Below are 20203 nucleotides of genomic sequence, written 5' to 3' on the forward strand. Positions count from 1 at the left end.
AACAAACAAATACCTGAAAATTAATTAATTGTTTTAATGGTATCACATATTTCCCAAAATAACAATAATTTTTAGTGATTAATGAGTTGATTTTTCTGAGGGAGAAACAGAGTTTATTTTTGCGGTAAAATTGATCGGCTTCGATAAGGTTTGATCCTGTATTTTACCTATGAATATTTTTTCTTTAAATTCTCCTGTGAGTGTTAATTGATTAGGATTTTGGGAAAGATCGGATGAACAGAATAATAACGGATTTGAATTTCCTGATAAGATCATTTCTGGCTCTTTGAATTTGCCACTTAACGGAATTTTATCCAAATTATCTTTAGATTTTTCTAATACTAAATTAGCAAAAATATAAATCCCTGACTGTTCAATTTTCAAGGTTAAATCTTTATCTTTTAAACAATTGGGAGGGGTATCAAACTCTATAGAATAATCACCCCCAATACTTACAGGTGCTTTTAATTGGGTTTCTCCATAGGCTGTGACTCCTTTAAAAAGGATCAGCACTGAGGCGATTGTAGCTGCATAAAATAGGAAGGATTTCCAGTTAAAATTATGGCTCATAGTTTGATAATAATTGTTAGGAATTAATTGGTTGTTGTAATAATGATTCCAAGTGGGAGGTAACTTGAGAATAACTCCGAGTAATTAGTAAAGATGAATGACAATCTTGAGCTAGTTGATCGGTATACCTTCCCAATGTTTGCCTTTCAATTCCCCAGGTGCGGCTGGTACCTACAATCGTTAAATCTACGGTTTTTGAAGTTTCAATTACCGCTTGAATAGGATCGGTTTCTTGCAGTCTAATCACTTCTAAACGGGATTGAATTTGGGTAGGTAATACATTAATCATGTTCCGTAATTCATGGCTTAATTCTTCCTCCCCCTCGTTGGATGTGACTAGAATTTTTAACTGACGATTGGGGTCATTGAACATCATTCTTAAAGCTAAAGTTAACCCTAAATCATCGTGAATATTAGAAGCGTAAGCCACTAATAAAGACTGAATTTGTTGCTGTTCTTTATTGACAAATACGGCGACATCCGTAGGAGAAGTATTCAAAATTTTGCCCACTCTCCCACCTAAACGATTGTCACTGAAGGCGGGACGATGCCAGCCTACTAATATTAAATTAGCTTGATCAACTTGTGCAATTTCTATCGTTTTTTTAGCAACATCCTGGGCAATGCGGATAATTGGATAAACTCCTTGTCTAAGTTCAGGAGGTTCTAAACTTTGAATTAATTCTTCTAAACGTTGGCGTTGTTTCTCAATTAAGCGATTAGCTTCATCGGGGGTACTTTGAAATAAATAATCTTCCTCCAGTTCGATTAAACTTAAAGGATGAACAACAGCAGGCGGTTTTCCGGCGATCGCTAAAGCTAATTGTACTAATCCTTTTTGAGTATTGGGATTAGCAACGGGAACTAAAACTCGATAAGCAGGAGTAAGAGATTGAGGATTTGTTGTTTGAGTTTCCGGTTCAATAATATCGAGTTTAATTAACTCTTTGGGATAGGTCATTTCTAATAATGGCGAAGTCATAAAGGTTGTGACTAATGCCATAATGACTAATAGGGTAAAAAGTAACGGTGAAATTACCCCTAAACTTAAGCCAATATTTAAAACAATTAGTTCAGTTAATCCCCTGGTATTCATTAACCAACCCAGGGCGGAGGCTTCTCGTTTTTCAATTCCACTAACCCGCGCCGCGACATAGGTTCCGACATATTTGCCAATAATTGCCACCGCCACAACTAATGCACATAATAACCACAATTCAGGACGATTTAGCAAGCCAATTTCCGTGCGTAATCCACTGTAAGCAAAAAAAATTGGTAGTAAAAAAATTAAGACAAAATCTTCGGTTTTTTCAGCTAATTCTCGGACTAAACCTGGATCTTTAGGCATCACAGCCCCCAGTAAAAAGGCTCCAAAAATCAAGTGAATTCCGATCAATTCAGTAATTAAAGCCGAAGCCACCACTCCCATATAAATCCAAGCTAAAACCCATTGGCTAAGTCGCCCTGTGCGTTGATAATGGATCGAGAGTTTTCTTAATAACCACCGCCCGGCGGTTGCCATTAAAATAATATACAGAATTGAGGCAATAATTGTGGGAAATGCCCCCGATATACTGTTAGTTCGGGTAACGGCGATCGCTAAGGCTAATAAACACCATGCAGTCACATCATCAACGGCGGCACAAGTTAAAGCCAAGGTTCCTAAACGAGTTCCTTGTAAATTATTTTCTGTAATAATTCGGGCTAAAACGGGAAAAGCGGTAATTGATAAAGCCGAACCTAAAAATAAAGCAAACGCTGTGAAGGAAACACCATTATTAGAAACAATTGGATATAGAATTAATGCGGTCGAAATTCCTAATGCAAAGGGAACCACAATACTAACATGAGAAATTAAAACTGCCTTTTCTAGTTGCCCACTTAAATATTTAGGGTTTAGTTCCAACCCAATTAAAAACATGAAGAAAATCAGTCCAATTTGTGATAAAATATTCAAGTAGGGCAAAGTTTCGGCAGGAAATAAAGCCGTCATCACATTAGGAGCAATTAACCCTAATAATGATGGCCCCAACATAATTCCAGCAATAATTTCTCCAATTACTAAGGGTTGTTTAATTTGACGACAGAATAATCCCATTAATCGGGATAATCCAATCACGATTAAAACTTGCAGGAGAACTAAAATCGCAGGGTTCATAGTCAGCATCAAATTGGAACAATACGAAAGTTAAAGGGAGATTAATATTTATTCACCCCCGCACTCATTGAATTTTAGAATGAGTTATCTATATCTGTGATTACCTAAAATTAGCAAACCACAAAACCTAGCCATTTCCATGACCCCAACACACCTTTGCAAGTGTCTAGTATTCAACCTTCACGGATTGAATATTAATAACAGAGTCTGATGTACTTAGAATTCCGGTGAGGGCAATGATTAAAACTTTGCCGATCAACAGTCTTCTCTCACAGCCGACGGGGTTAGCTGACGGGCTAGGACTGAGAGATGTCCTTCTCGACAATCACAAACAATCGAAGATAAGCCCCTAAATATGGTTCCCCCGCTCCTAACTCATTAAAAAAGAGTGGATTAGGCTGACTGACTCTACTTGATAGGTTAACTTAACATATTGATTGAATTTTGTCTATCCATAGCAATCAAAAGCGCCCTGAATTCGATTCAAGGCGCGTGAAGTTTCGATTAATTCGATCAGAAATTAAGATAAAATTCGTTCAACGGTAGCGCGATAGGAATTGCTATCTAATCCATCACCTGAATTAACCTGACTCGGATCAATAAGTCTTTGCATGGCGGAAATCCGATCGCCTGTAGCCGGGTGAGTGCTGAGAATTGTTGGCGGAGAACCACTTTTTAACAGTTTAGCCATAAAATCAACGGCGCCTCGTGGAGCATAACCCGCCCGGGCTAGGGTAGCTAAACCCATGCGATCGGCTTCATATTCAGCTTCACGGCTTTTAGGGCGGTTTAAGGCTAATTCCACCCCAATTTGGACTAATTTATTCTGATCCGCACCCACAGCCGTAGCCACCCCCGCAGCCACAGCTGCTTGGCGCATTTGTTTAATCGCATGACGTCCGGCAATATGTCCGATTTCATGGGCCATTACACTCGCTAATTCTGCTTCATTACTAGCAGCGGCAATTAACCCGGTATTAACATAAACAAACCCGCCCATAGTTGCAAAAGCATTGACACTACTATCATCAATTACTTGAAAAGTATAGGGAATATTCGGGCGATCGCTGGCTTGGACTAGACGTTGACCAATTTGATTAATATAGCTTTGAGCCTCTTGATTACGAAATAATTTAACTTGTTTTGAGAGTAATTCTTGATTAATTTGTTCGCCGATCGCAACTTCCTGACGTGCAGATAAATTCGATAACTGGATAACCTGAATTCCTCTAAAAATTAATTCTGGAAAAGGAATTGCCAAAGTTGCAACCGTCGAACTCAATACAATACTCAGGCTAAGAGTTATTGAAATAACCGGATATAACCAACGACGGCGCAAAGATCTGGCAATTGTCAAACGTTTTAACATAATAAGTGCAGGGATAATTTACAGGTTATACTAAAAAACCCGTTGTTGCGCTTCTAGCGCATCATCAGAGGGTATTTAAACTGATCGACGCAGATCTAAGAAACTAGGTTTCTCAATCAAAGATAACGGTTAGAAACCTAGCGAGTGATCAATGATTTCCTAAACCGACCAAGTGGCTAAATAAGCATCATTTCCTCCTAATGGATTAGGATTAATCGCGTTAGTTGTTATTGTAACAGATGGTTGGGTTACTGTTCCCAAAATCACCGCTTGACCCTTCGCAACTGCAAAACCATTCACACTGCCTTTAGCACCATCTACGTCACCAGTTTGGGTTAACGGAGTCCAGAATTTTCTGATAGTATAATCTGCAGATAATCCTAATACTGCCATTTCTCCCAAGGTATAAGCACCAACGGGTTGACTATTAATCGTTTTACCAGGACGATTTTGTAATTGGAAAGCCGAAGATCCTCCTATATATATATTACCAAATTCGTCAGCCGTAATCGAATTGGGAGTAAAACTATTCGCCCCAGTGCTAGTGCGGGTGACAATAAATTGACCCTGATCAACTATTCCAGTATTAGGATTAATTTTGGCGTGAAATGTGAAAGTTCCTGCACCAGCACCAGAGAAATTATTAAAAGAATCCACATTAACTAGGGTTGCTAAAGTTTGAGTAATGTTTTGACCATTGCGTTGAAAAACATTATTGCCGCCATCTGTTCTTCCTAAGAAATAAAGTCCGCCATCTTTACCAATAGTAATCCGTTCTCCCCGGGTATCTGCCCCTAAGTTTTGTCCGGTGACTTCCGTTGCACTGAAATCCCAAGTTTTCCATAAGGAATTCAAGGCAGAATCAAACCCTCGTAAGAAAGGAGTTTGTAAGAGACTGGTAACTTGATTATACCCGGTAACAAAGACTTGTTTTGTGGTAGGATCAATAGTGATATCCGCCGGATTGACATTGGTTCCGGTTAAGGTTGTGCTAGTTAATTGAGTTCCGGTTCCATTCCATAAAGTAATAGTATCGGTACTATTATTTAAAGTGGCAACTGTACCATCATTGGCGATCGCAACTCGATTAAAAGTTCCCGGTTGTGACCATAAAACTGTATTAGCTGTAGGGTTATAAACCTTAATTCCAAAATCCCCAACTGCTACAATTTCCCCACTATCTCGATCCACATCTAAATCATTAACAATACCGCCTAATGGTGTATTGGATAAGGGGGCAGTATTGCCATTCTGTAATCGTTGAATTGCTCCCACACCGTTAAAATTCCCAGCAATAATAATGTTATTATCAACCGGGGAAATTTCAACCGATGCACCACTATCATTTCCAGTAGTTCCTAAATAGGTTGCACTATTTAACAGGAGATTATCACTCGGATCATTATCAACAATTTGCAATATAGCTGTGTTTTGAGTTCCGACCGTTGCAGTTCCGGCGGTAATAGTTAATGCTAAATTAACGGTTTCCGTCGGTTCAAATATTGTATCATCAATGACCGGAATTATTACAGTTTTTGGAGTAATATCTCCATCTGCAAAAGTCACAGTTACGGGAGTATTAGTATAATCTAAAATTGCCGTTGCAGTTCCATCCGTTGGGGTGATTTGTGCCGTCACTAAACCACTACTTCCTCCCGTTCTATTAATGGTAATAGTGTTAATAAGTGTGCCATTTTCATTAACACTAAAATTAGCAGAACTAAACCCTAAAACACTAAGAGGTACTGGTGTCGGTACTGGTGTCGGTACTGGTGTCGGTACTGGTGTCGGTACTGGTGTCGGTACTGGTGTTGGTACTGGTGTTGGAACTGGTGTCGGAACTGGTGTCGGTACAGACGTTGGTATTGGTGTTGGAACTGGTGTCGGTACAGAGGTTGGTATTGGAGTTGGTATTGGAGTCGGTACTGGAGTCGGTATTGGTGTCGGATCGGTTGTTGGTATTGGTGTTGGTATTTGAGTCGGTATTGGTGTCGGATCTGGTGTTGGTATTGGAGTTGGTACAGAGGTTGGTATTGGTGTGGGATCAGGTGTTGGTATTGGAGTCGGTACAGAGGTTGGATCGGGTGTTGGTATTGGTGTTGGATCGGGTGTTGGATCAAAACCGTCAAAAACAAAATTATCAGAATTGAGACTATTACTATTTACATTTTTGAGAATTGCCAAATATTCACTAGAATTTTTATCCTGAATAATCGTATCATTAGCATATTCTCCAGTACCTTGAGTAATATTTAAAGCCGAGAATGTCAGATCTCCTAATAATCCAATAGTATCTTGATTTAAAGTAAAATCTGTGATAATATCAGCATCATTAATCGCAAATCCTCCCATCGTTTTGCCAATATAAAATAGATCATTACCATCTCCACCCGTTACCGTGTCAGCACCAAAATCTCCATAGAGAATATCATCCCCAAAATCACCAAATAATTGATCATCTCCTTCACCTCCGGCGACTAAATCATCCTCTTTTCCCCCATAAATAATATCGTTATTCTGATTTCCAAATAATGTATCTGCACCGCGATCGCCAAAAATAAAATCATTTCCTACATCACCAAAAATCAGATCATCATCTTGACCTCCCGCTAAAGTATCGTCATCTTGACCAGCATAAATACTATCATTTCCTAGATTACCAAAAATTAGATCAGCTTGTTGGTTTCCTCCTAAAATATCATTCCCTTCTAAACCATAAATAGTATCATTTCCCCCCAGAGCAAAAATATTATCCTGAAATGCAGTACCAATAATTAAATCAGAATTATTGGTAGGAATAAAATTAGTTTCAGTCGGAGTAATATTTGTAAAACTTCTACCCATGGGAAGATTAACCCCTAAACCAAAAGATAAGGTTTGAGGATTAGGAATAATTTGGGTCGGACTGAAAAACAAATTTCCAGAATCAAAAGTGTCGAGACTCATAATCTAATTTTCCTCGCAAAGACTCACAATAGCTATACTATTTTTCAGGATATTTTCAATTAATCAGGAAAATATTTAATTTAATCTGATTAAAAATTTAGTAGATTTAAAAGCTGTTTAAACCCTGACCCTGAAAGTAATGCACTAAACAGCGAAGACGATTTATTGAGGCAAAAAGTTTCTCAAATTTAGATTTTTTTTATCCAAATTATTGATTTATAAAAGTAATTTAATATACATCAATTTTAAAAAATACCGTATTTTTAAGGATACTCAGTTATTAATTACATCCTGTACTCATTAAAAATACTGAGTAAATTCATGACTTTTATTACAGTTATTCTAGTTTTGATCAGTAGATCGACTTAGACCCATAGAATTTGATAGAATTGACCCATAATGGGTTAAAATAATATCTCAGTGAAAACGAGTAGTCAAAAAATGATTAAACCTGATAGCACTCAACCCGGTTTAGGACAGCAAAGTTGGCAAAGTCAGTTGGATCAGTTTGTGAAAGATAACCGTCAGGAATTCGCCGCCTTAACTTGGGGTTTACACCTAAAATGGGGAGAAGAACCCAATACCCTCGGAATTGATCTCAAACCTACCCCCCACTTTGTCGCCTGTCCGAAATCAACTATTGAACAACTAAATCAAAATGTTGAAAATCGCTTAAAAGAAATTGTCGGAATTGTAGACGGGTATCAACCGGAAAAAGAAGTATTAATCATTGGAATTGGTTTTGATCATGTCAGATTAATTTATTTTGAATCTAATCCTACTCCCCCAGAATGTTTTCAACAAGTTGGAAAAGATGTCGATACTTTATTAAAACATTTAGAAGATTCTATGAATCAAATCATAAATCTTTCTAATCAGTAGATACTGTCTAGTTTTGTGTGGGCCTGTCATCTTATTTACCTTGAGTTATTTACCTTGAAAAAGAGCGATCACCCTCGTAGATTTGGCATTAATAGAGTGCGTGTGATGTAGAGTTGGTTTAAGGGCGATCTATATTGCCTTTTGCTATATATTCAGCATTTTAAGTATTTGAGTAGGTGTAAGTGTCATGAAGCGGATAGAGTACAATGGACACACCGACTATAAGGTGTCAATTTCAATGTCTACGACTCAATTGCACCGCCCAGTCAACATTTTAGAGTTTCCAACATCATAATGCTGATTGCCAAACTGTTAAATTCAATCACCCTTCCCTTGGGGTTTACACTCCTGTTACCCATTGCCCTAGTCAGTAGTTTCCTTACAGATAGTGTAGTCAGTTCTGCGGCTAGTTATGCCCAGGCCCCCCCCGCTAAAAACGCCGTCGGGCGGGCGATGACCGTGCGCTCCGATATTCAAGAAGCCGATGCTCAAACGGGAATTGTCACCGCTAGGGGCAATGTTCAAATTAACTATCCCGCCCGCAGTATTCAGGCCACCGCAGCCCAAGCCCAATATTTTAGTCGAGAACGTCGAATCATTCTCAGTGGAAATGTATTTGTTTTGCAAGAAGGGAATACAATTCGCGGGGAAACCGTCACCTATTTAATTGATGAAGGACGGTTTATCGCCTTACCGCAAGGGGGAGGACAGGTCGAATCTATGTATTTAGTACCCGATGAAAGTGCCAGCCCGAAAAACACAACAGTTGAACCTTTTAATCCTAAACCTGCTTTTAAAAACCCATTAAGCGCGCCTTCAGCACCGCGTAATCCTTAAATAATTTCTAACAAATCTGGTTATGAAAATAGTGCTGGAGAATATTCACAAATCCTATCGGAAACGTACCGTTGTTAGTCGGGTTAATTTATCGGTTTCTCAAGGGGAAATTGTGGGATTATTGGGGCCAAATGGTGCTGGTAAAACTACAACCTTTTATATTGCTACGGGATTAGAAAAACCGACCCAAGGGAATGTTTATCTGAATGAAATTGATATTACCCATTTACCGATTCATCAACGCGCCCGGTTAGGAATTGGTTATCTAACGCAACAGGCGAGTATTTTTCGACATCTGACTGTCAAGGATAATATTTTATTGGTGTTGCAACAAACCCATGTTCCGCGTCATTTGTGGCAAAAACGTCTGCATACTTTACTAAGGGAATTTCGCTTAGAAAAAGTAGCCTCGACTTTAGGTTATCAGGTTTCTGGGGGAGAACGACGACGGACGGAACTGGCCAGGGCTTTAGCGGCGGGGTTAGAATTACCTCAGTTTTTACTCTTAGATGAACCCTTTGCTGGTGTTGACCCGATTGCAGTTTCTGAAATTCAAGAAATTGTCGCTCAGTTACGCACTCGAAATATGGGAATTTTGATTACGGATCATAATGTTAGGGAAACTTTAGCTATTACAGACCGAGCTTATATTATGCGAGATGGGCAAATTTTTGCATCGGGAACTGCTGAAGAACTCTATAATAATCCCCTAGTGCGGCAGTATTATTTAGGTGACAGTTTTCAACTATAGCAATCCTATTTGAGTTGTGTTTAAAATCCCTGATCAAAAGGGAACACCGGAACAGCCCCCCCAAACCCCCCGTGCACGGGGGGCTAGGGGGGGAGGGAACAGGGGTCTAACTTCTGGCTTTTTCATGTCAGTATTAAAATGGTACAACCTATTTAGAATTGCTATATGAAAATTACTTTTGATCAGTCTTTTATTTCTGGTAAATTTCTCCCGCCCTATCTTTCAATTTTAGATCGATATTTAATTCAAGAATTAGTTCCGCCCTTTGTGTTTGGAGTGGGATTATTTAGTTCCGTTGCATTAACCGTAGGAACGGTTTTTGACTTGGTTAGACAGGTGGCGGAGTCGGGTTTAGCCGTGGGGATTGCGGTTGAGGTTTTTCTTTTAAAAATGCCAGAATTCATCGTTTTAGCCTTTCCCATGGCGATGATTTTAAGTACCTTAATGGTCTATGGTCGTTTATCAAGTGATAGTGAATTAATTGCCATGAAAAGTTGTGGAATTAGTTTATATCGGCTATTAGTACCAACATTGATTTTTAGTTTAATGATCACGGGTTTAACCTTTTGGTTTAATGAGGTAATTGTTCCGGCGGCTAATTATAAAGCATCTGTCACCTATGAACAGGCATTAAATGAAGGCAACCTTCCTGTTCAAGAAGATAATATTTTTTATCCCGAATATGAGAAAATTAAAATAGAAGGAACTGATAAAAAATTTAGTCGTTTAGTGCGGTTATTTTATGCCCAAAGATTTGACAAAGGTAAAATGTTAGAGGTGACTATCTTAGATCTTTCCCAACCGGAATTAACTCAAATTATTTCTTCAAAATCTGCTAATTGGAATTTTTCTGCTAATACTTGGGATTTCTTTAATGGTACGGTTTATATTGTCAATCCCGATGGCTCTTATCGTAATATTGTTCGTTTTGATCATAAACAGATTCAACTTTCTCGTACTCCCCTAGATTTAGCGTCACGGAAACGAGGGTTTGATGAGATGAATATTGCTCAAGCTCGAGATTATTTAAAGTTAATGAAATTGAGTGGAGATCAACAAAAAATTGTTAAAACTCAAGTTAGAATTCAACAAAAATATGCTCTCCCTTTTTCCTGTGTTGTCTTTGCATTATTGGGTGTTGCATTAGGAAGCAGACCCCAAAGTACCAGTCGAGCAACCAGTTTTGGGATTAGTGTAATCGTGATTTTCGGATATTATTTACTGTCTTTTATTACCGGAGCATTAGGTCAAAAAGAAATTATGACTCCCTTTTTTGCAGCTTGGTTACCTACATTTTTAGGAATTGGAATTGCGAGTTTTTTATTGGTTCGTTCTTCTAAATAGAATATGTCAAATCTCTAACTCCAACGGTCAGCAGTTTTCACTTCCACTTCAATCAGATGTTAGATTAGCACTGAAGTCAAAAAACAAGCTGGTAAGTACCTAAACAAAATTAATTACACATCCTCCACCCTGTTCCCTCCTCCCCTAGCCCCCCGTGCACGGGGGGTTTGGGGGGCTGTTCCCTCTCTCAACTAGGTAATTTATTTTGTGTAACTACTTATGAACAAACAAAAATTCACAATTGCACATCAATATTGGCAGCTACTTTGGAGCATTTTGCTAGTGTTGATAATTTGGAATATGCCTCAATGCGCCTTAGCAGAGGCTAATCAACAGGACATCAATGGGATTATTCAGGCGCGGGAGATAGCCTTGAAAGCTATCAACACTCGTGATTTTTCCAAAATTGAGCCTTACTTACACCCCTCATTCACGATTACAACTGTGGATAACCAGGTGTTTCATCAGGTGCAAGAGTTTGAGAAATACTGGAATCAGCAGTTTTCCAGTTCGATCCAAAAGATCGCAATGGAAGTTAAGGTGGACGATCCGAGAAGGTTTCTCTCGTCGGAGACTGAGGTTTCCTACGGAGATGCGATCGCAACTTTCTCTTTCCAAGATGGTAATTCTGCTAATATGGCAATGCGCTGGACAGCCGTGATGCAAAAGTTTCAGGGGAGATGGACGATTCAATCCCTGCATTTCTCGTCTAATCTACTGAATAACCCTTTACTGTATGGTGCTCAAAAAGCGGGGCGTGCGATCGCCGTTGCTACGGGGTTGGGCGGTGTTATCGTGGGGGCTGTGGGGATGCTGTTCTGGCATCGTAGCCGCAAACAAGTAACGTCAAGGCTGTAGCTCATAGAATGGGAACTCGTATTGATCACTTAAGTCGTGATAGCCGTGTCGAGTCGAATCGACATTGGAAAGCAAGGCTGGTTGTTCTATTCATTTGGGGTATCGTCAGTTTACTGCACTGGCAACCCCAAACACAATGGTTGATGGGGGGATTAACGGCAATCCTGACGATTCAAATTCTACGGATGTTGATAGCAAAAACCACTTCGCCCCAGATAGAAGTTGATGTTGATTTGCCCAGAGTTTCTATATTAGTTCCCGCTAAAAATGAAAGTGCCGTTTTAACTGATTTAGTTGATAACCTATTTCACCTAAATTATCCAACTGCTCTTTTGGATATCTGGGTAATTGATGATGGGAGTACGGATCAAACTCCCCATATTTTGAATCAATTGCAAAGTCAATTTTCCGGGTTAAAAGTGCATCGTCGAGAATCAAAAGGCGGTAAAGCTGGGGCATTGAACTCAGTTTTTCCCTTTACCCAGGGAGAGATTATGTTAATTTGTGATGCCGATGCTCAACTTCCGGCCGATTTCTTAATACAAACCGTTCCTTTATTTGGGCAAAATGCGATCGGTGCAGTACAAACCAGAAAAGCGATTTCTAATGCTGATACCAATTTCCTAACTCGTTGCCAACAAATGGAAATGAATTGTGATGCTTTTCTGCAAACTCATCGTATTGCTGCGGCTGGAATGACTGAACTCCGGGGGAATGGAATGTTAGTGCGGCGAGAATTGCTAGAACAGTGTAACGGTTGGAGTGAAGATACGGTAACTGAAGATTTAGATTTCACATTCCAACTATATTTAATTGGTACAGAAATCGAGTTTTTCACGTTATCAGCAGTTCAGGAGGAAGGGGTGACAAACTGGAAAAGCCTTTGGCATCAACACTGTCGTTGGGCAGAAGGGGGCTATCAGCGTTACCTCGATTATTTTCCGAATATTTTAACTTTAAATTGGCAAAAAGAACTGGATTTATTATTATTTTTATTATTGCAATTTTTACTTCCCATCGGGCTAATTGCCGATCTCTTATGGACAGTTTTTTATAGCCATCATCCGGTTCTTTTCCCTCTGCAAACTTTACTCGGTTTTCTTCTAACGGTTGGGTTTATAGCAGGAATATACCAATATCAAAATTTAAGAGGATGGCGATTAATTTGGGCAACCATTCAAGGTTCGTTTTATATGGTGCATTGGATTCCTGTGATGATTTTTGTTACATTAAGGATGTGTGTGAAAGGGGGGCGATCGCAGTGGATAAAAACAGAGCATTATGGCCAAAAGGGTTATAAAATAAGTATAAAGTAACTCTATACAAACAGTCTCTATCCTTTTCAATAAACTTCTGACATGAAAGTTCAATCTGTCCAGTTAAAGTATTTCAAAAAATTTCGGGAACGGTCATTCGATTTCACCGATCCAGAAACTGGATTAGCACGAGATATTATAGTCATAATAGGGATGAACGGCTCTGGAAAAACAAGCCTTTTACAAGCAATAGCTGCTACACTGGGAGTTGCAACTGGGCGATTAAAAAAACTTCCTAAATTACAATGGCCAGGATTTAACTATGAATTGTTAGGGAGTAATTGGGGAAGGTTTGAACCAGAAGTAACTCTAAAAGTACAATTTCCTAGCCCAGAACTCGAAGCAGTGCGTGAGTTTCATCACAAATTACAAAAGATGAGCCACGATTTACCAGTTTCTCCCGCTAACGAACATAGTGTATCTCTTAGATGGCAAGGTGAGGACGTTCAAGCAAACACGGCGGCTGAATTGTTTCAATTCAAAGGACGAGAATATGCAAAGCAATTACTTCGTTCAGAAGGCTTTCAGGTGTTTGAACGAGTTGGCACAGTTTTTTGGTATACAGAGCAAAGAACTTCAACTAGCTTAACTACTGAAAACGTGGATGGCAAAATTGAAATCACAGATGATATTTTACGCGATCGCCTATCAAAGTGGCGAATATTTCATCAAGATGTGAAAGACAAAAATCTGCAATTGCGTCCTGGGCAGAAAGACTTATATGCTGAAATTGAACAAGCTTATAAAGCCGTTTTTCCAGAACGTAGCTTTGAAGGTTCAATTCCACGAGAGGGTATCGATGATATTCTCAGCGAACCTTGGTTTTATCTCTACGATGGTAAAAATCACTATGAAATTTCTGAGATGTCTGGGGGTGAGCGTGCTACCTTTCCCATCTTGATGGACTTTGCCAATTGGAATATTCATAATTCGGTGATATTGATTGATGAGATTGAGTTACATTTACACCCACCTATGCAACAAGCATTGTTGAGAGCTTTACCCAAATTAGGGAAAAATAATCAATTTATCATTACAACTCACTCCGATTATGTAGAGCAGTTAATACCTGAAGCATCCATTGTCCGCATCGAGGTATAATTGTGAGTGTTGTTAGCGGTGGAAAAATAATTTTTTGTGAAGGGAAGGGGAGCAGCTTAGATTATAGCTTGCTTGACAAAGTAGTTGATGGCATACCAGGCGATCGATGCACAATTGTGCCTGCGGGTAGTAAATTTACTTTTTCAATCTTTGCTGAAGGCTACTTCTCTAATAATCAAGCAGTAAATCAGAAATACATTATTTTTCGCGATCGTGATTTCGATATTCAACCAACTGCTAACTGCCAATTACTTCCACTAGGTAATAGGTTAGGTAATAGTTCTATTGTTTTAACTTATCGCGCTTGTATTGAGAACTATCTCTTAGATCCTAATTTAATTCACACCTATTGGGTAGAAAATTACAGGCAGAAGCAGGAAAATCCTAAACTTTCTAAGTGGGGACATCAAGATTCACCAGGAATCAATCTCATTTCAGCATGGATTGAAAGTAGTGCCAAGAACCTGCAAGATTACCAAGCTGTACGCTGGGCGTTGAGTGACTTGGTTAACATGAGTGCAGCACGAGAACAACTCAAAACAACATGGACAGGCAATAGTGGTACACTGCCCGCTTCATTGGATTTACAAGATTGTAAAAGTGAAGCTTTAGGATTAATTAACGAATTTAAACAAGCTGTTGAAACAGTCACAACAGAAAAATTTGAAGACAGCCTTGCGATGTATCAAAATCAGTTTGAACAAGAGAATTTCTGGACACAGAAACAGTATTTAATATGGTTTCATGGAAAAGATATTCAAAGGCAAATGGAAATGCAGAAGCAATTGCAGCAACAAAAACATCACTATATTTCTCTAACAAAATATTTTCGTTGGGGAATTAATAACCTTGACTTTACTCAACATCCCGATATTATGGAATTACGCTCAAGAATCGAACAGTTATAGCTTAACTTCTATTGCATTAGGATAAATTACAGCTAACAACCCAAATAACAAAAAATCATGTTAGATTTGCTAATTCAAAACGGGTTAATTTTTGATGGTTTAGGCTCTAAGCCAATGCGGGGGGATATTGGGATTGAAAAGGGTAAGATTGTGGTGATCGCATCTTCTCTTCCCCCCAATGCTCATCAAATTATCGATGCGTCCGGTTTATGGGTAACACCGGGATTTATTGATATTCACACTCATTACGATTTAGAGCTAGAAATTGCACCCGGATTAAGCGAATCAGTGCGTCATGGTGTTACCAGCGTTGTGATTGGTAATTGCAGCTTATCGGTTGCAGTTGGTGAACCCCAAATGCTGGCAGATATATTTCAGAGAGTCGAAACTCTTTCCCATAAATTAATAGAAAAATGGTTAAAACAATCGGTTTCTTGGCAGACACCCGCAGAATATTTAGAACATTTAAAACAATTACAACTTGGTGCTAATATTGCGCCTTTATTCGGGCATAGTGCCTTACGCGCTCATGTGATGGGATTGGAACGCAGCTTAACAGTTCAACCCTCAGAAACCGAACTTAAAACTATGCAACAAATTGCCGCAGATGCTTTAGATGCAGGATTTGTTGGCATTTCAATAGATATGTTTCCCTGGCATCGGATGAGTGGAGAATGGAGTGGTTGCACGATCCCATCCCAACACGCCAAACTTCCAGAATACGCAATGCTTGCTAATCTTTGTCGAGAACGAGATTTAGTATTTCAAGTCACTCCAAATTTACAAAAATTTGCTTCTTTTTTAGATATTTTTCGTATGGGTTCGGGAATTGGACAAAAACCCTTAAGATTGACAGTTTTATCAGCCCTGGATGCCGTTCATGATCGTAAATTGTGGCGCATCTTTTCGCCTCTGCTCTATTTTTGGAACCAAATTCTTAAGGGGAATGTTCGCTTTCAAACATTGACCGAACCCTTTACAATTTATTCTGATGGGTCTGTTACTCCCTTATTTGAAGAATTCCCCACAGGCGCACAACTCAATAGCTGCAATTCACGACAAAAACGGCAACAATTATGGGAGTCGGAAACGTTTCGCCGTCAATTTCGCCAAGAATGGTTAAATAATTGGCGGAAATCATTTCATCGTCAGTTAGATTTAATGGAAATCGTGCGTTGTCCCGAAACGAGTTGGCAAGGATTAAGTTTTGCTGAAGTTGCTGCTCAAAAGCAACAGAAACCTGTAGATTTGTTTATTGAGGCGTTGCGGAAATATGACACGGATCTGCGTTGGGTGGCGACGGGAGCGAACGATCGTTTAGCACCTCGTTTAGCACTGATGCAGCACCCCTATATTTTGCCCGGTTTTACTGATGCGGGGGCTCATGTCCGTAACTTGGGTTACTACGATGGGGCGTTATCTTTGCTCAAGCAAGCGGTGGCAACGAAGTTTCTGAAACCAGAAGTGGCGATCGCTCGCGTTACCGGAGAACCCGCTCGTTGGTTTAGGCTAGATACAGGTGTTCTGAATATTGGCGCTCAAGCTGATCTCGTTTTACTGAATCCTCAATCTTTTAACCAACCAATTAGTCCCCAAGTCGAAATTTTTGATCCCATTTTAGATGGCGAACCTCGCATGGTTAAACGGGGATCTGAAGAAATTGTAGAAGCGGTTTATATTAAGGGAATTCAAGTCGTTAGTCGGGGTCAAGTTAGGGAAATTTTAGGTCGAGAACGTCTGGGAACCGTTTTATTTCCATCTTTTAACTCTAATAATTTATGAATTCAATCGATCCAAAATTGAGAAATAGAATTAGCGATCGCATTCTCGATCATCCTTTTACAGACTACTGGGATATTTTTGTTCTCAAACACCAGCATCCTATCAATATTGCCCTGCATATTATCGGTATAATATTCTTTTACAGCCTACTTTTTACCATTTGTAAATCGCAAAATTACTGGTTACTTTTAGGCTTGCCCCTCACTCAGTTAATCGGATTAGCTGGACATTTTTTATTTGAACGAAGTCATATTAATTTACAAGATGCAGTTTTCTCGTGGCGAGCTTCTTTCTGTTTAGGTAAAATGCTATTTAGGGTTTTATCGGGCAAATATAGAGAGGATATCCACCAATGTCAAGAAATTTTACAGCAGTATCAATTAAAAGTAAATTAACCGACTTATAAATAAAGATTTTTTATGAAAAATTTTAACAATTGGAATATTATTACCAAAGGTTGGTATATTGCCTGTCCTAGTCAAGAATTATCTCAGAAAAAAGCACAATCTATAGAAATTTGCGGTCAAAAAATTGTCATTTTTCGAGGGGAAGATGGAAAAGTTCGGGCTTTAGATGCCTATTGTCCTCATCTCGGAACAGATTTAGGAATTGGGCAAGTTGAGGGAAATTGGATTCGCTGTGCATTTCATTATTGGGCATTTGATGAAACAGGAGTTTGTCAAAATATTCCCTGTCAATCAGAAATTCCCCATCAAGCTAAATTAACAGCTTACGCAACCGAGGAAAAATATGGCTTTATTTGGATTCATCCTAATGCTAAAGCACCGGAAAAACTTGTTGAATTTGATGAATTGAAGGGTAAAGAAATTATCAGTCAAGCTGATAATGCTTTTGAAAGAAGTTGCCATCATCATATTTGTATGATGAATGGAATTGATGCCCAACATTTGAAAACTATTCATCATTTAGATATCAAAATGGATCTATCTTTAAACATAAATGAATTAGGGACGCAAATTGACTTTACGATGCGGGGACAATTCCCCCAAACGACTTGGCGAGAAAGGTTAGGACAGCGATTTTTAGGTTCTAGTTATGAGTATTCTATGCGTTATGCAGATGGTTGTATTGGTTTACTCACAATGATGAAAAATGTACGGCTATTTCCTTCGCTTTACATGATCTATGCTTATACGGCGATCGCACCACAAAAAACCCGAATTCAACCGATTTATGTCACCGAAAAACGGAAGGGAATCCTGGGTTATTTGTTCAGTCAGTTTTTATTATTTTGTACCCGTTTGGCTTATTATATGCTCAGGGATGAAGATGGCAAAATTTATGATAATATTCGGTTTAATCCGCAAGTAATTCTCACTATTGATCAACCCCTAGTTCAATATATACAGTATGTTAATCAACTTGAACCATCTCAATGGTCACAGGATGAAAATTGTCATTTGAAATCAATCCATCAAAAATAACTTAATCCTAAAAAAATAGTAAACTTATTTGCATTAAGTTTATTATCTTATAGAGGTGAGCTATTGCTGTTATCAAATAACATTGAGTAAACTAGAAGAGTATACTTGAAAACCGAGTTCCGGTAGTTTCCCAATCATGAAGAGTTGGCTAGTTCCCATTACCAAGCTACATCCTAGCGATCGCACTGCCATGTATGCCCTTTTAAACAATCATTTTCTGGGTATTACATGGGATGGGTTCCAGACCGATCTTGAGCGCAAAAATTGGGCGTTATTGTTAAGAGATGAAACAACTAATACTCTAAAAGGTTTTTCGACCTTAATGTTGTGTCAGACGAGTTTTTTAGGGGAAAAAATTAGTGTTGTTTATTCAGGGGATACGATCGTCGATCCCAGTGTTTGGTCAAGCACCACCTTACCTCGAACTTGGATCGCTGCCGTTAATTTTTTACGTCAACAACATACTGAAAATAAACTATATTGGCTGCTTATTTGTTCGGGTTTTCGTACCTATCGCTTTCTACCCATATTTTGGAAAGAGTTCTATCCTCAATACAACACAAATACCCCTGTTTTTATTGAAAAGTTAATGGCAAGTTTAGCAGAAGAATATTATGGCGATTTTTATAAAAAAGCAACGGGTATTGTCCGCTTTAAATCTCCCCAAATTCTTCAGGATAAATTAATAGAAATTCCATCGGGACGACAAACTAACCGCCATATTCATTTTTTTACAACTCAAAACCCAGGTTATAAATTAGGTGATGAATTGGTGTGTTTAACAGAAATTTGTTATGAAAATCTCACCCCGGCTGGACAACGAATGTGGGATGCAGAATCACCCCTAGAATTTGTGCAAAACTCAGTTTTAATTTAATTCTTATGTCTGATCAAAAACCTCATGCTATTTTTAATAATCCCACTCAATTTGTTGAGGGATGGTACTGGGTATTACCCTCTAAAGAATTAAAAGTTGGGAAGGTGAAAGCGGTCACGCTTTTGGGTAGAAACTTAGCCATTTATCGGGGTATTAGTGGTCAGGTGGTGGCGGTAGATGCCTATTGCCCCCACATGGGAGCCCATTTGGCAGAAGGTAAAGTAGAAGGGGATGGAATTCGTTGTTTTTTCCATAATTGGAAATATAATGCGGAGGGGATTTGCATTGATATTCCTTCATTGGAAAAACCCCTAAATGTGTGTATAAAAACTTGGCAAACAGCAGAAAATTATGGTTTAATTTGGGTGTGGGTGGGAGAAGATTTACCTAATTTACTGCCTTTTGTACCGGAATTAGAACAGGTAGATTGCGATTATCGTTTGGGGACTCGATTTATTAAAAACTGTCATCCCAATGTACTGTTAATTAATGCAATCGATGCTCATCACTTTAATACCGTTCACAATTTACCTTTAGAGATTATTTTTGAGTCTAAAGAACTGAATTCTCATGCCATTACTTTTAGCAATACAACCAGGGGAGGTGATAATTCTGGGTTAATTCGTTTGATTCGTCCGCTTTATAAAAATGAAGTGACTTATAGTATGTGTTATTGGTATGGTAGTACAGGAACAGTAACCCTTGGCCCCGATTTCTTACACTTCTATATTGTCTTTGCACTGCGAATGATTGAGGAAGGAAAAACCGAGGGACAAACAATTTTAATAACCCCCAAAAGATCGGGATGTTTGAAATGGGGAATTAATCAGGGGTTACTGTGGTTAACTCAACAGGTTGGTAATTACTTTGCTAAGGGAGATACACAAGTTTTTCAAACCATTCAATTTGACTTAAAAACTCCCACAAAAGCGGATCATTCCATTGGAGAATTTATCCAACAGGTTAACCGCCAGAAAGCACTGAACTGGAAAACTTGGAAACCTATTGATCAAGTAGAAAATCGCGATCGCAATCCATCTATTTTTTGAGTACCCTAGC

The 20203-nt window shown here is 38.8% G+C and carries 17 protein-coding genes and 1 riboswitch; of the genes, 13 read left to right on the forward strand and 4 right to left on the reverse strand.

Annotated features, from left to right (window positions below):
- Positions 1–78: 78 nt before the first annotated feature.
- From AC559H_RS05695 to AC559H_RS05710, 4 genes are all read right to left on the reverse strand, one after another.
- A complete protein-coding gene (locus AC559H_RS05695) occupies positions 79–570 on the reverse strand; it encodes a hypothetical protein (RefSeq protein WP_071782710.1) in 492 nt (163 codons plus the stop codon).
- A gap of 16 nt (positions 571–586) precedes the next feature.
- Positions 587–2728, reverse strand: a complete 2142-nt coding sequence (locus AC559H_RS05700; RefSeq protein WP_026793977.1) for a cation:proton antiporter — start codon at positions 2726–2728, stop codon at positions 587–589.
- Between the two features lie 259 nt (positions 2729–2987).
- A riboswitch (cyclic di-AMP (ydaO/yuaA leader) is annotated at positions 2988–3138 on the reverse strand.
- Positions 3139–3248: 110 nt separating this feature from the next.
- Positions 3249–4097, reverse strand: a complete 849-nt coding sequence (locus AC559H_RS05705) for a M48 family metallopeptidase (protein ID WP_026793978.1) — start codon at positions 4095–4097, stop codon at positions 3249–3251.
- 159 nt (positions 4098–4256) lie between these two features.
- The gene (locus AC559H_RS05710) at positions 4257–7043 is read right to left on the reverse strand and encodes a Calx-beta domain-containing protein (protein ID WP_026793979.1); all 2787 of its coding nucleotides are present in this window, start codon (positions 7041–7043) and stop codon (positions 4257–4259) included.
- Positions 7044–7463: 420 nt separating this feature from the next.
- Here AC559H_RS05710 and ccmS point away from each other — a divergent pair, with 420 nt between their 5' ends.
- From ccmS to AC559H_RS05775, 13 genes are all read left to right on the forward strand, one after another.
- Positions 7464–7925 (forward strand): beta-carboxysome assembly chaperone CcmS, encoded by a 462-nt coding sequence (gene ccmS / locus AC559H_RS05715; RefSeq protein ID WP_347375202.1) that lies wholly within the window; start codon positions 7464–7466, stop codon positions 7923–7925.
- Between the two features lie 294 nt (positions 7926–8219).
- Positions 8220–8762 (forward strand): LptA/OstA family protein, encoded by a 543-nt coding sequence (locus AC559H_RS05720; RefSeq protein ID WP_036831889.1) that lies wholly within the window; start codon positions 8220–8222, stop codon positions 8760–8762.
- A 22-nt stretch (positions 8763–8784) separates the two neighbouring features.
- A complete protein-coding gene (gene lptB / locus AC559H_RS05725; protein WP_026786722.1) occupies positions 8785–9513 on the forward strand; it encodes an LPS export ABC transporter ATP-binding protein in 729 nt (242 codons plus the stop codon).
- Positions 9514–9678: 165 nt separating this feature from the next.
- A complete protein-coding gene (locus tag AC559H_RS05730; RefSeq protein ID WP_026786721.1) occupies positions 9679–10857 on the forward strand; it encodes an LptF/LptG family permease in 1179 nt (392 codons plus the stop codon).
- 282 nt (positions 10858–11139) lie between these two features.
- Positions 11140–11715: a YybH family protein gene (locus tag AC559H_RS05735; protein ID WP_233422978.1), complete on the forward strand. Its 576-nt coding sequence runs from the start codon at positions 11140–11142 to the stop codon at positions 11713–11715.
- Positions 11716–11723: 8 nt separating this feature from the next.
- Positions 11724–13031 carry a glycosyltransferase family 2 protein gene (locus AC559H_RS05740; RefSeq protein ID WP_026793982.1) on the forward strand — a complete coding sequence of 436 codons (1308 nt, stop codon included), beginning with the start codon at positions 11724–11726 and terminating at the stop codon, positions 13029–13031.
- A 42-nt stretch (positions 13032–13073) separates the two neighbouring features.
- Positions 13074–14132: an AAA family ATPase gene (locus AC559H_RS05745; RefSeq protein WP_026793983.1), complete on the forward strand. Its 1059-nt coding sequence runs from the start codon at positions 13074–13076 to the stop codon at positions 14130–14132.
- 2 nt (positions 14133–14134) lie between these two features.
- A complete protein-coding gene (locus AC559H_RS05750) occupies positions 14135–15040 on the forward strand; it encodes a DUF4435 domain-containing protein (RefSeq protein ID WP_026793984.1) in 906 nt (301 codons plus the stop codon).
- A 57-nt stretch (positions 15041–15097) separates the two neighbouring features.
- On the forward strand, positions 15098–16822 hold the full coding sequence (locus tag AC559H_RS05755; protein WP_026793985.1) for an N-acyl-D-amino-acid deacylase family protein: 1725 nt from the start codon (positions 15098–15100) through the stop codon (positions 16820–16822).
- Positions 16819–17217 carry an Mpo1-like protein gene (locus AC559H_RS05760; RefSeq protein WP_026793986.1) on the forward strand — a complete coding sequence of 133 codons (399 nt, stop codon included), beginning with the start codon at positions 16819–16821 and terminating at the stop codon, positions 17215–17217. Before AC559H_RS05755 ends, AC559H_RS05760 begins: the two co-directional genes overlap by 4 nt.
- A 24-nt stretch (positions 17218–17241) precedes the next feature.
- Positions 17242–18267 carry an aromatic ring-hydroxylating oxygenase subunit alpha gene (locus tag AC559H_RS05765; RefSeq protein ID WP_026793987.1) on the forward strand — a complete coding sequence of 342 codons (1026 nt, stop codon included), beginning with the start codon at positions 17242–17244 and terminating at the stop codon, positions 18265–18267.
- A 136-nt stretch (positions 18268–18403) separates the two neighbouring features.
- Complete coding sequence (locus tag AC559H_RS05770; protein ID WP_026793988.1) at positions 18404–19144, forward strand: hypothetical protein; 741 nt, start codon at positions 18404–18406, stop codon at positions 19142–19144.
- A 5-nt stretch (positions 19145–19149) separates the two neighbouring features.
- Positions 19150–20193 carry an aromatic ring-hydroxylating dioxygenase subunit alpha gene (locus AC559H_RS05775; protein WP_026793989.1) on the forward strand — a complete coding sequence of 348 codons (1044 nt, stop codon included), beginning with the start codon at positions 19150–19152 and terminating at the stop codon, positions 20191–20193.
- Positions 20194–20203 lie beyond the last annotated feature (10 nt).

Source organism: Planktothrix prolifica NIVA-CYA 540, assembly GCF_963864145.1.
Taxonomy (GTDB): domain Bacteria; phylum Cyanobacteriota; class Cyanobacteriia; order Cyanobacteriales; family Microcoleaceae; genus Planktothrix; species Planktothrix agardhii.